12 protein-coding genes are annotated in these 12,434 nt (G+C 62.7%); 9 read left to right on the top strand and 3 right to left on the bottom strand.

What is annotated here, in order from left to right; genetic code table 11:
- Positions 1 to 5: 5 nt before the first annotated feature.
- The 6 genes from GWK63_RS07075 (at position 6) to GWK63_RS07100 (ending at position 5,802) form a co-directional block, all read left to right on the top strand.
- The gene (locus GWK63_RS07075) at positions 6 to 734 is read left to right on the top strand and encodes a pirin family protein (RefSeq protein WP_039998776.1); all 729 of its coding nucleotides are present in this window, start codon (positions 6 to 8) and stop codon (positions 732 to 734) included.
- 204 nt (positions 735 to 938) lie between these two features.
- The gene (locus tag GWK63_RS07080) at positions 939 to 1,523 is read left to right on the top strand and encodes a PadR family transcriptional regulator (RefSeq protein ID WP_034927872.1); all 585 of its coding nucleotides are present in this window, start codon (positions 939 to 941) and stop codon (positions 1,521 to 1,523) included.
- Positions 1,524 to 1,553: 30 nt separating this feature from the next.
- Entirely contained in the window at positions 1,554 to 2,168 is a 615-nt protein-coding gene (locus GWK63_RS07085) for an O-methyltransferase (protein ID WP_007398348.1), read from the top strand.
- A gap of 31 nt (positions 2,169 to 2,199) precedes the next feature.
- Positions 2,200 to 2,976, top strand: coding sequence for a siderophore-interacting protein (locus GWK63_RS07090; RefSeq protein WP_007398349.1), 777 nt, complete (start codon positions 2,200 to 2,202; stop codon positions 2,974 to 2,976).
- A gap of 251 nt (positions 2,977 to 3,227) precedes the next feature.
- A complete protein-coding gene (locus tag GWK63_RS07095; RefSeq protein ID WP_223846699.1) occupies positions 3,228 to 4,706 on the top strand; it encodes an MDR family MFS transporter in 1,479 nt (492 codons plus the stop codon).
- Between the two features lie 85 nt (positions 4,707 to 4,791).
- Positions 4,792 to 5,802: a glycosyltransferase family 32 protein gene (locus GWK63_RS07100; RefSeq protein ID WP_237701083.1), complete on the top strand. Its 1,011-nt coding sequence runs from the start codon at positions 4,792 to 4,794 to the stop codon at positions 5,800 to 5,802.
- 171 nt (positions 5,803 to 5,973) lie between these two features.
- Here the strand turns inward: GWK63_RS07100 and GWK63_RS07105 are convergent, their stop codons facing one another.
- Positions 5,974 to 7,611: a tannase/feruloyl esterase family alpha/beta hydrolase gene (locus GWK63_RS07105; RefSeq protein ID WP_039998777.1), complete on the bottom strand. Its 1,638-nt coding sequence runs from the start codon at positions 7,609 to 7,611 to the stop codon at positions 5,974 to 5,976.
- A 172-nt stretch (positions 7,612 to 7,783) separates the two neighbouring features.
- Here GWK63_RS07105 and GWK63_RS07110 point away from each other — a divergent pair, with 172 nt between their 5' ends.
- The 3 genes from GWK63_RS07110 to GWK63_RS07120 all read left to right on the top strand — a co-directional run bounded on the left by GWK63_RS07110 (position 7,784) and on the right by GWK63_RS07120 (position 10,578).
- The gene (locus tag GWK63_RS07110) at positions 7,784 to 8,983 is read left to right on the top strand and encodes a DUF3500 domain-containing protein (protein ID WP_039998778.1); all 1,200 of its coding nucleotides are present in this window, start codon (positions 7,784 to 7,786) and stop codon (positions 8,981 to 8,983) included.
- Positions 8,980 to 9,531 carry a hypothetical protein gene (locus GWK63_RS07115; RefSeq protein WP_007398355.1) on the top strand — a complete coding sequence of 184 codons (552 nt, stop codon included), beginning with the start codon at positions 8,980 to 8,982 and terminating at the stop codon, positions 9,529 to 9,531. Before GWK63_RS07110 ends, GWK63_RS07115 begins: the two co-directional genes overlap by 4 nt.
- Positions 9,532 to 9,684: 153 nt before the next feature.
- Positions 9,685 to 10,578, top strand: coding sequence for a MurR/RpiR family transcriptional regulator (locus tag GWK63_RS07120; protein ID WP_007398357.1), 894 nt, complete (start codon positions 9,685 to 9,687; stop codon positions 10,576 to 10,578).
- A 135-nt stretch (positions 10,579 to 10,713) separates the two neighbouring features.
- On the opposite strand, the gene GWK63_RS07125 is transcribed toward GWK63_RS07120, so the two are convergent.
- Both GWK63_RS07125 and iolE read right to left on the bottom strand, forming a co-directional pair.
- The gene (locus tag GWK63_RS07125; RefSeq protein ID WP_034929415.1) at positions 10,714 to 11,535 is read right to left on the bottom strand and encodes an SDR family oxidoreductase; all 822 of its coding nucleotides are present in this window, start codon (positions 11,533 to 11,535) and stop codon (positions 10,714 to 10,716) included.
- Entirely contained in the window at positions 11,532 to 12,431 is a 900-nt protein-coding gene (gene iolE, locus GWK63_RS07130; protein WP_007398359.1) for a myo-inosose-2 dehydratase, read from the bottom strand. The genes GWK63_RS07125 and iolE overlap by 4 nt, the downstream gene beginning before the upstream one ends.
- Positions 12,432 to 12,434: the final 3 nt, after the last annotated feature.

Below are 12,434 nucleotides of genomic sequence, written 5' to 3' on the forward strand. Positions count from 1 at the left end.
GGCATATGATGGACATAAGGCGCGCGGATACGCTGGGCACCGCGCATTCGGATGGCCTGGCCCTGCGCTGCCACTTTGCCTTTGCCGATTACCAGGACCCCGCGCACATCCATGATGGCCGCCTGCGTGTGCTCAATCTGGGGCAGATCGGGGCGGGGGCGACCTATCATCTGGGGCCGGAAGCCAGTGTCGATATCGTGACATGGGTGCGGGCAGGCAGCCTGCGCGGGCGGATGGACGGGTGTGACCCCCAACCGGTGGAGGCCGGTGGCGTGCATCTGGCCAGTACGGGCGGCGGATGCGCGGGTGTGGACTGGTGCGCGGGGGCCGATGGGGCCAGCTTCATCCAGTTCTGGCTGCTGGCCGATATCAAGGGTACCACGCCCGCGCAGGAAACCCGTACGGCCCTGCCGGGGGGCGATGGCGGTTTTGTGCTGCTGGCCTCGGGCTTCCCCGAGGATGACCCGGAGGAAAGCGGCGTCGTGGCCGATGGCGCGCCGGTAGCCCTTAGCGCGCGGGCACGGCTGGCCCATGCCGCGATTCCGGCGGGGGAGGGCGCGGCCTATGGCACCTGCATGGGGCGTGACCTTTATGTTGTGGTGGTGTCCGGCACCATCAGCATTGGGGAGGATATTCTTGATCAGGGTGATGCGGCGGCACTGGCGGGGGCCACGGACCTGACCGTGATCGCGCGGCGCGACGCGGTCGTGCTTTTGGTGGATGTTGCAGCCTGAACAGTGTTTTGAAGTAATGCTTTGAAAAATAACAAAAGATTTTGGGTGCCGCCTTTTTTCAAAAAGGCGGCGCTGTCCGAAGCTTTTTGAAAAAAGCGCCACCGGCAATCTTTTCCTGTTTTGCCGGGCATTTCAGGCGGCGGGTCTAAAAAATATATTCAGATATATCTTGAATTTCGATATATCTGGATGTATATCGGATTCATGAAACACGAAAACAGACACGCAGGCGGTCGTAACCGCCAGACTTTCTCCCCCGAGGGGCCTGCGGGCCACGGCGGCCACGGCCGTCATCATGGCCGGGGCGGTGGACGCGGCGGGCGCCATAGGCTGTTCGATTATGGGGAAATGCGTCTCCTCGTTCTCAGCCTGATCGCGGAAAAACCGACCTACGGCTATGAACTGATCAAGACCATCGAGGAAACATCCGGTGGCAGCTATACCCCCAGTCCCGGCGTGATCTATCCCACGCTGACCTGGCTGGAGGAAGCGGGCCATATCGGCCCCGATACACACGAAGGCCGCAAGACCTACCACATCACGCCCGAAGGCACGGCCTTCCTTGCCGCAAACGGGGCACTGGTGACGGAAATCCTTGCCCGTGCCGCAACAGCGGAACCGGAAGGCCGCGGCGGGCGGCGTAATGTCCCGCTGCCGGTCATGCGCGCGATGGAGAACCTCAAGACCGCGCTGCGCCTGCGCCTGCGCAACGGCGGACTGGACCCGCAGGCGGAGGAAAAGGTTGCCGCCGTGCTGGATGAAGCCGCCCGCGCGGTCGGGCAGATATAACACACTCACCAACCAGCCGGGAGCACGCGCATGGATGACAGGATGATGGCGGTTCTTGACCTTTATCACGAGCGCATGCGCGCCGAACGCAGCCAGCCCCGGGTGGAACCGCCGGGCGGGCGTGATGGCGGCCACGACCAGCGCATGCGTGCCATCGGGCCGGAAACCGGGCAGTTGCTCAATATCCTTGCCCGCAGCCTTGAACGCCCGCGCATGCTCGAACTGGGCACGTCGTTCGGCTATTCCACCCTGTGGCTGGCCGATGCCGCGCGGGTCACGGGCGGGCGGCTGACCACCATGGAACTGCATGGTTACAAATCCGCTCACGCCCGACAGATGGCGGCACGCGCCGGGCTGGATGCATGGACCGACTTCCGTGTGGGGGACGCCGTGCGGATGATCGGTGAACTGGGCGAAAAGGTTGATTTCGTCTTCGTGGACCTGTGGAAAGACTTGTACCTGCCCTGTCTGGAGGCATTTTATCCCCGTCTCAGCCCCGGTGCGATCATCGTGGCCGACAACATGATCCGCCCGGGGACAGACGACGTGAAGCGCTATGCCCGCGCCATCCGCGCGCTGCCGGGCATGTCCAGCATCATGCTGCCCGTCGGCACCGGAATCGAGGTCAGTCGCTTCCTGCCCTGATACGCGCGGCCCCGCGCCAAGGAAATCGCATATGCATGTCCCCATAACCCCTGCCACGCAGCCAGATGCCCCCGTCATCCACCGTGTCCGCCATGAACTGCACCGCCGCAGCCTTGACGTGGTGGCGGTGGAGCGGCTGAGCCCGCACATGATCCGCATAACCCTTGCGGGCGCGGATCTGGCCGGTTTCACCAGCGCGTCGCCCGATGACCATATCAAGATATTCATTCCCGGCCTGGACGGTGCGCCCGTGCGGCGCGATTACACGCCGCGCCGGTATGACCCGGGGGCGGGCACGCTGGTCCTTGATTTCGTCAACCATCATGGCGGCCCCGCCGCCGCGTGGGCGCGGGCGGCAAGGGTGGGGGACCGGCTGGACATAGGCGGCCCCAAGGGGTCGCAGGTGATCGTGGCCACGGACTGGCTGCTTGTGGGGGATGAGACCGCGCTACCCGCCATTGGCCGCAGGGTGGAGGAACTGCCCGCCCATGCCCGCGCCACCACGGTCGTGGCCGTGCCCGGCGCGGCGGATGAGCAGGTATTCCAGACCGCAGCCCGCCATACGGCCCACTGGGTCCATCGCCCCATGGCGCACGCGGATCAGGCGCGGGCCATCCTTGCCGCCCTTGATGGGCTGGAGATGACGCGGCGTACCTTCGTATGGGTGGGGGCGGAAGCCGGCGTGGCCAAGGCGGTGCGCCAGTACCTGCTGGACCGGCGCGGGCTTGATCCCCGCTGGATCAGGGCCGCGGGCTACTGGGTAAAGGGGCGGGCGGATGCATCGGTCAGGGATGTCGGCAGCCCGTAGCCTGGCCATGTGGCCATGTTTTTGGGTAAGGGTTTCACACTGACCCGTCGATAAAAGATGATGGAAGCTTCCGGGCGCCGCTTTTTTTTCAGAAAGGCGGCGCCCCTTGAGGCTTTTCAAGAAAATTCACCAAAAACTTCCTTATGATTTGCAGCCTGTTTCAAAGCCCGGTTTTTTTGAAACAGTTTCTGACGGTACAGGACAACTTCGTGCAGCCTTCCTCCACGCTCCATTCCCATCCAGCACCCGCCATGCGCCCGCTTGTTTTCACCGGCCTGATCCTGACCATGATCATGGGCGCGCTTGACCAGAGCATCGTCTCGACCGCGCTGCCCACCATCGTAAGCGATCTGGGGGGGCTGGCGCGCATGTCGTGGGTGGTGACGGCGTTCATGCTGACCTCCACCATCGCCACACCGCTTTATGGCAAACTGTCGGACATGTTCGGCAGGCGTCCGCTGCTGGCGTTCAGCATCGGGGCTTTCCTGCTGTCCTCCCTGCTGTGCGGCATGGCGCGGGACATGTGGCAGCTTATCGTGTTCCGCGGGTTGCAGGGCGTCGGGGCGGGGGGACTCATGACCCTGTCCCAGACCGTTATTGGCGATATGGTCAGCCCGCAGCAGCGCGGTCGCTACCAGGGGCTGTTTACGGGGGCGTTCGGGGTCAGCAGCGTGGCCGGGCCGTTCATGGGCGGTGTGCTGACCAGTGCCCTGTCATGGCGGTGGGTGTTTCTGGTCAACCTGCCCATCGGGCTTGTGGCCTTTGCGCTGGTCATGCTGGGCCTGCCCGCGGGCCGGGCGGAAAACCGGCCGCGCATCGACTACATGGGCGCAGCCCTGCTGGCCGGGGGCACGGCGGGGTTCCTGCTTCTGTTCAATTCCGTCGGCACGTCGCTGGCATGGACCGCGCCGCTGACATTCGTGCTGCTGGGGGCAAGCATCGCGCTTTTTACGCTGTTCATCAGGCAGGAGCGGCGCGCGCCGGAACCGCTGGTCAGTCTTGACCTGCTGCGTATTGCCGATTTTTCCGTGTGTGTGGCGGCGACGGGGATCATGTCGTTCGCGATGATGGGGTCGATGGTTTTCCTGCCGCTGTACTACCAGCTCGTGCTGGGCCTGACCCCCGCCGCATCGGGACTGATGATGCTGCCACAGGTGGGTACGATGATGGTCAGTTCCGTGCTGGGGGGCTATGTCTCGTCGCGCACGCAGCGTTACGAACTGCTGCTGGTGACTGGCGTGGGCATTGAATTCCTCTCCCTTGCCCTGATTGCGCTGTGCGCCCGCCATGGTGCGGCGCCGCCCTTCTTCCTGCTCGGCCTGGGCTGCCTGGGGGTTGGCATGGGGATTGGCATGCCCAATGCCACGGTCATCATCCAGAATGCCGTGCCCGCCGCACGGCTGGGCATTGCAACCGCCATGATGGGGTTCATCCGCTCGCTGGGCGGTGCGCTTGGTGTTGCCCTTTCGGGCGGGGTGATGGCGCTGACGCTACAGAACCGGCTGGACGCGCTGCCTGGCAGGATTGATGCCGCCACCATCCTGCAAAAGGGCATGGTGGCACTTGATGCCCTTTCGCCCGCCCTGCACGGGCAGGTCAGCGCGGCCTACAAGGGGGCCATCAGCGCCAGCCTGAGCGTGAGCGGCAGCTTCATGTGCCTGGCTTTTTTCATGATCGTGGGACTGATGCTGCGCAAGGGCCGGATGCGCCGGGCCACGCCCGCGGACTGACGGCAGGCGCGGGCCTGCCCGCAGGGCCGTGTTCAAATTTTTTTAATCAGTTTAATATAGACATTATCAATATTGTCAGTTGACGATGGATATTATGATAATTTCGCACTTTTTTACATTTCTGTGCATTGATAATGGTCGGATCTATCAGGCAAACATATGCGACTTCAAGGAAAATCAGGCAAGAATAGCGTCCGTAACGGATATCGTCCATTGCGGGTATGCGATCACGCCTCTGGCTGGCCAGACGGGGATCGCCTTTACAAAAGGCACCCTGTTCATGTCGGCACTGCCAGACGGTTCGGTCACGCATGTGCCCCATTTACTGGGATGGGAACGGTTTCGTGTTTTTGACCGGTATCATCCTTTTCAGGTGCCGTCCCTGCGCGCATCCGGTGAAATTCCACGGATCATACACCAGACGGATTCCTGTTCCTTTGTCCGGGAACAGTTTAAGAAAAACAGTAACGCAATAAGGGCGGTCAATACCGATTGCGACTATATTTTCTATTCTGAAAAAGACAGGCATGATTTCATATATAATCATTTCGGCTGGGAAATCCTGAATTTCTATATGAAAATCCATCCCGCCTATGGCGCGGCCCGCGCGGATCTATTCAGGTATCTGTGCATCTATAAATGTGGCGGGATTTACCTGGATATGAAGTCCGGGACCGAAAAACCATTTTCGAATATAATAAGGGACAGGGATGAAATCCTGTTATCGTGCTGGGATTCCAAAAAATCTGACAGGTTTCACGGATGGGGCAGGGGAGCGGAAATATCCCATGCGAAAAACGGCGAATTCCAGCAATGGTTTATTATAAGCAGGCCCGGAAACAGGCTGCTTGAAAAAGTCATCAACCAGGTCCTGGCGAACATTGCCCTCTATGATGAATCCATACATGGCGTGGGAAGACAGGCTGTGTTCCAGACAACAGGCCCCTATGCCTTTACACGGGCGATACTGACGAACCTGAACAACGCGCATTATAGAATAATAGATTCCGAAATGGAAGGAATCATCTATAACAACATAAAAAATTATGAAAAAACCAGCCGTTATGACATGAACAGATTCTCACTTACAATATAAACGAATTCCTGTTTATCTTCCATCTTGCCGTTTCGCCATAAAAAACTGTTCCACGCAATATCTGTAAAACATGGGAAAGGTCCTGGTGAAGCTTTTTTCAAAAATATTCAGGAGATGCCGCCTTCCTGAAAAAAGCGGCACCGGGAGACTGTTATTGTTTAAACCGGACACTTACTGACCCGCGGGGTCCACACAGGCAAAGCTTGCGGCGTCATCCATGCTGCCATGGCCATCATGGCGGGCAACCTTGGGCCAGGCGCAGAGCGGCCGGGTGCGCACGACCTGCCCGTTTTCCACCCGCGCGGCAATGACCTGTTCGGGCGCATGGCCATGGCTGACCCAGTCATCAATCACGCCCAGCTTGCTGAACGTATCGCAGCCCGCGCCGCCCTGGCAGTGGCCCATGCCGGGAATGGTGATCAGCCGCACCGCATCCGCGCCCACGGGGCCGGCGTTGCGCTGCACGGCCTGATAGTAGCTGGCCAGCTGTTCGGGGTTATGGCCGTCATTCCAGCCGATATACAGGAGCAGCCTGCCGCCACGGCGCAGGAAGGGGGTCAGGTTGTCATCCACATGCAGGAGCGGGCCGACCCTGCGCGTGGCTTCCTGTATGTCGGTACCCCAGTTCAGGGTGGTCCAGTCCCAGTCCGGGTTCTGGAAGGCTGCGTATCTGAACAGGTCGAGCGCTACGGGGAAGGCCCTGCCATCGGCGGAAAATCCATCCTCGCTGCCCTTGGCCGGGCCGGGAAAGATGACCTGGTGCGTCTGGGGGGCAACCGGGCCCTGATAGATGTTGCGGGCGGCGCGCACTTCGTTGGCGGTCAGGCATTTTGTGGTGTCTCCACCTTTGCACTCAAGCTGTTCGGGGGTGAAGGCGCACCTGTCCGGCTCATCCAGGAAGCCCTGCTTTTTCCCCACGGGGGAGGCGCAGGCATTCATCACCGCCGCGTTCAGCAGGTGGAATTTGTCGCGCGATACGCGCAGGGCGGGGTCGTGGTAGCTCATCCATCCCGACCAGAGCTGCTCGGCATTGAAATTTACGATCGGGTTGGGCGGTGCCCCCGCAACAATGCCGTCATAATCCTCAGGGTAGCGCTTGGCCTCGATCAGTCCTTCCAGCCCACCCAGCGAACAGCCGATCCAGTAGGCATGCGCGGGTTTTTTACCATAGAACGCGCGGACCAGTTTCCTGGCCGTCACCGTCATCAGGTGGTCGGCGCGGTAGGCGTAATCAATCATCTTCTCGGGGTGGCCCAGCGTGAAGCGGCCGCCCTGTCCCTCGGGCGTGGCACTGTCATGCCCGGTATCGGTGCTGGCCACGGCATAGCCTTCGGCAACACCTGTCGCCATGCCGTAATACATGAGCGATCCGGCCCAGCCGAAATTGCCGACCCCCAGCAGTTTGCCGTTCCAGCCCGAAAGGGGTAGCCAGATCTCGGTGCGGATCTGCGAATCAGGCGACGGGCGCAGGGTCGCTGCCACGCGGCAGAAGGCAGGATTGGCGGCCTGCCGCGCATGCCCGGCCAGGTTCATGCCGGGGGCGGACATGATGCGGGAAAGCTGGTCCTGCGGGGGCTGCCAGCTACCGGCGGCCACGGTCTCGACGGTGGTGAAGGTGGTATCCGGCAGGGCCTGCCGGGCCAGTGCGGCGCAGTCCGGCGCGCGGGCCTGTGCCACGGCCGTCAGGGCAAGAAGGGGCGCGGCCACGGCCATGCCCGCCACCACAGGGGCAAGACGGCGCGCGGAAGCAGGCCGGAATGGACGACAGAGGGGCGCGGACTGTGACATGGCGGGTTCCTGATCGGGCATGGCAGGTCTTGGGGAGCCTTGTGCGCCGGATGGCTGGCCCCTGTTGTAAAGGAAGGCGGCATTGTGAGCGCAAAAAGCGGCATCGGGAAAGCCCTTGATCCGGCGCCCGTGGCCATGCACAGTCCCGCCGGGGCGAGATGGACCCGCCCGATGGAACGAAGCAGGGGACTGGATGCGAAAGATTTCCTTTATGGCTGGCGGCCTGCTGCTGGCCATGGCGCCCGGCGTGACAGGCCCCGTAACGGCCCGTGCGGCCCCGGACGCGGCCAATGTGGAGGACGGGGCCGCCATCCGCCAGACCCGCGCGGTCACGGCGGCGGCGCGTGCCTTTCTGGCCACCTTCGATGACGCGGGCCGCAGCCAGGTGCAGTTTCCATTTGTTACACGAAAATCCGGCACGCTGGCCCGTTTCCGCCGCGCCGGGCCGGGCCAGCCCGTACAGCCGGTCACGGACGCGCAGGCCAGCGCGCCCACCGCGCGTGGCCCCGGCATGGGACCGCCCGGTGGCTTTGTAGGGGAACAGTACGGCACGGCGGTCTGGTCGAACTTCCCCGTAAGCGACGTGCCCCGGCCGGGGGTGCGGATGGGCCAGCTGACCGCGGCCCAGCGCGCGGCGGCGCTGCATCTGCTTGAAGTGGTGCTGAGTCCGGCAGGCTACCAGAAGGTGCAGGACATCATGGGCGCGGATCAGGTTCTGGCTGACGATGGTGAGCCGTTTGCCGCCGGCCGCGCGGTCTATACCATTGCCATACTGGGCCAGCCCGATGCGGAAAAACCGTGGATGATCCAGTTCGGCGGCCACCATCTGGGGCTGAATATCGTCATTGATGGCGTGCACGGCACCATGACGCCCACCCTGACCGGCGCGCAGCCCGCACTGTACCGGGCGGGGGGCAGGACGGTGCGTGTCCTGTCAGGGGAAAACGACACGGCTTTCGCCCTGCTGGATGCACTGGATGCCAGCCAGCGCAGGCAGGCCATCCTGCCCTACGGGGTGAAGGATCTGGTGCAGGGGCCGGGCCATGATGGTGAGACCCTGGTCCCCGAAGGCATAAGGGGTTCCGCCCTGACCGCCGCCCAGAAGGAAATGCTGATGGGCGTGATCACGCAGTGGGCCGGGATTGTGAACGATGCCTATGCCGCCCCGCGCCTGAAGGAAATCCGCGACGGGCTGGACAGCACGTGGTTTGCCTGGAGCGGCCCCACCACCCACGCGCCGGGGCATAACGGATCATCCTATTACCGCATTCAGGGGCCGCGCCTGCTGATCGAGTTCTCGCCCCAGGGCGTGGGCGATGACCCGACCCTGCATGTGCATACGGTCTATCGTGACCCCACCAACAGCTATGGCAGCCGGTACACCATGCCATGAGGCGCGGCCTGTCCATCATGCTGGCGCTGTGCGGGCTGGGTGCGGGCACGCCATCCGCGCAGGCGCACCGGCTGGATGAATATCTGCAGGCCACGGTCATTGACCTCACGCGCCATGAGGTTGCGGTAACCCTGCGCCTGACACCGGGAGTGGACGTAGCACCCGGTGTCATCCGCCAGATTGACGACAATGGGGATGGCGCCATCTCGCCCGCGGAGCAGCGGGCCTATGGCAGGGCGGTTGCAGGCGGGCTGTCCCTGTCGCTTGACGGTCGCGCGCTGCCGCTGCGGGTGCGCACGCTGGCCTTCCCCTCCATTGCCGCCATGCGGGCGGGCGATGGCATGATCACCCTGCGCCTTGCCGCCGCCGTGACCCCCGCTCCCGCGCCGGGCGCGCATCATCTGGTCTATGCCAGCCATGGCGCCGGGCCGGATGCGGTCTATCTGGTCAATGCCCTGCTGCCCCGTGATCCGGGCCTGCGTGTGACAGGGCAGCAGCGCAGCGCCGACCAGTCGTCCTGCCAGCTGGATTTCACGGTGGACCGCTGACGCGCGCCGACACGCATCAAATGTTGCACTGCGGCATGTTTGCGCTACGATGGGGGTGTAATGATCGCACGCCCGTCCCGTGTGGCCGGCACGGCGCCCGGCGTGTCCAGCCCGTTACGACCGCGCAAGCCAGCATGGATGGTCAGGAAAAGCATGAAAGAAGCCGGGAAAGGGCCGGTGGCGCACACGCCACCGGCCACGTATGAGGCACTGATCCGTGTCATTCATGACCGTTACGAACATCTGAGCAATTCCTACCAGAAGATTGCCCTCTATATAACCCAGAACCCCAATGACGTGGCCGTGGTGTCGGTCCATACGGCGGCCGAGAAATGCGGTGTGCATGCCTCGGGCTGCGTGCGTTTTGCGCAGTCGCTGGGCTATCAGGGGTTCAAGGACCTGCAGGCCGTATTCCGGCGCAGGCTTTCCACCGTTGCGCTGGGGTTCAACGCGCGCGTGCAGGCGCTGGAGGATGAACTGGGCGCGCGTGAGGACCGCAGCGAAACGGGCTTCATGCATGAACTGATCCTGCGCGATATCGCGTCGTTACAGGAACTGCTGGACAACATTACGGCGGAACAGATTGCCCGGGCCGTGGACCTGATGGAACGCGCGGATACGATCTACCTGCTGGGGCAGTTGCGTTCGGCCCCCGTGGCGGAACTGCTGCGCTACACGCTGGCCATGCTGGGCAGGCGGGCGGTGCTGCTGGATGCGGCGGGCGGGCTTGCCACCCACATGGCCCGCGTCATGCGGCCTGACGACCTGCTGCTGGCGGTATCCTTCCGCTTCTATGCCAACGAGGTTGTCAATATCGTGGAGGACGCCGCCAGTCGGGACATTCCCGTGGTGGCCATAACCGACAGCACGCTCTCGCCACTGGCCAAGAACGCGCGGGTCACCTTTGCGGTGCCGGAGCATGAATATACGTTCTCACGCTCCCTGGCGGCCCCCATGTGCCTGGCGCAGTCGCTGATCGTGGCGCTGGCATCACGGCTGCAGAATGAATCGCGCAAGCCCCGCATTCCGGTCGTGACCCAGAAATAGCGCGGGGCGTGGCGCGTCCTTGAAATAAAGAAGTTTTTGGTGAAGCTTTTTCCCAAAAAGCTTCAAATAATGCCGCCTTCCCGAAAAGAAGGCGGCACCCGGAAACCTTTATTATCCTTATTGCGCACCATCCGGTTACATCGGCAGCTGCATCGGCCCATCCGGCACGGGCATGCTGTGGGCCGTGGCCCCCCATACCGACTGGTCGAAATTCACGATCGCCCCGGTCATGAGTCCCGCGTCATCGGATACAAGGAAGTTGACCGCACGCGCTGCTTCCTCGGGGGTGACAAGCCGCCCGAAGGGCAGGCGGGCGGCGGCTTTTTCCATCCAGTCGGGGTCGTTTGTCTCGGCCAGTTGGATTTCACGCTCCTTGTCCGATGCCATCCAGCCTATGTTGAGCTGGTTGACGCGTATCCGGTTTGCCATGACCGAAAAGGCCGTATTGGCGGTCAGCGTGGCCAGCGCGCCCTTGGAAGCGCAGTAGGCGCTGATGAAAGGCTGGCCCGACAGCGCGGAAATGGACCCGATATTGCAGATGGCCCCTTCTATCCCGTCACGGATCATATTGCGGATGGCTTCCTGCATCAGGAAATACGGGCCCCGGACGTTGGTTGCGAAAATACGGTCGAACAGTTCGGGGTCCGTGTCCAGTATGGTGCCGCGTTCGGTCAGCGCTCCCGCGTTGACCAGTACGTCCACACGGCCGAAGTGGCGATGCGTCTCGTCAATTACCGCGCGGCAGTCCTCCACCGATTCAAGGTCGGCGCGGATGAATACCGTGGGCATGCCGCTATCGGCCGTCAGCGTGTGGGCCAGGGCAGCCCCCCGTGCCTCGCTGCGCCCGGTAATGGCAATGCCGCGTGCCCCCGCATGGGCCAGCCTGCGGGCAATTGCCGCCCCCAGCCCCTGGGTTGCGCCCGTGATCACGCAGATTTTGCCGTCCATCCGGTTCATGGCGCCACCTCGTATTCTGCCTGTTCCATAAGCTGGATCAGGGCGGCATGTCCCCTGCGCGCCATTTCAAGCGGGGGGTTAAGGACCGGGTCCTGCTCGGCTTCCACCACAAACCAGCCTTCATAGCCATAATCGGCCAGGCGTTCGATAATGGGCAGGAAATTGATCGAACCGTCACCGGGCACGGTAAACGCACCCTTCACCACCGCGTCCAGAAAGCTTTCCGTATTGCGGTCCAGCCGGTCGATCACGGCGCTGCGCACATCCTTGGTATGGACGTGGCTTATGCGGGCATGATGGTTGTCGATCACGCGCAGCAGGTTGCCACCCGCGAAATACATGTGGCCGGTATCAAACAGCAGGTGCAGCGCCTTGCCCGAATACTTCATCAGCAGGTCAAGCTCGGCCTCGGTCTCGATCGGGGCGGCCATGTGGTGGTGATAGGCAAGGGGCATGCCCTCGGCCGCGCACCATTCGGCGAACTGCGTCATCTTGCGGCCATAGGCGCGGATGTCCTCTTCCGACAGGCGGGGCTTGGTGGCCAGCGGGGCGGAACGGATGCCCTGGATCGAGCGCGCTGTCTCGCCATACACGATGCATGGGGCGCCCGCGGCAATGAAGAAATCCATCTGGGCGCGGATGCGCTCCTTTTCCGCCTCGATGTCCCCATCCAGCAGCAGGCCGGAAAACCATCCGCCACAGACCGACATGTCATAGCGTTTGAGGATGGGCCCCAGTTCGTTCATGTCCATGGGGAAGCGGCGGCCGGTTTCCATGCCGGTAAAGCCCGCCTCATGCGCCTGGCGCAGGCATTCCTCCAGGCTGACATCATCGGACAGTTCGGCCAGATCGTCGTTCCACCACGCAATGGGGGCGATACCCAGTTTTGATTTCATGGA

It is taken from the genome of Komagataeibacter rhaeticus (genome assembly GCF_011611525.1).
Taxonomy (GTDB): domain Bacteria; phylum Pseudomonadota; class Alphaproteobacteria; order Acetobacterales; family Acetobacteraceae; genus Komagataeibacter; species Komagataeibacter rhaeticus.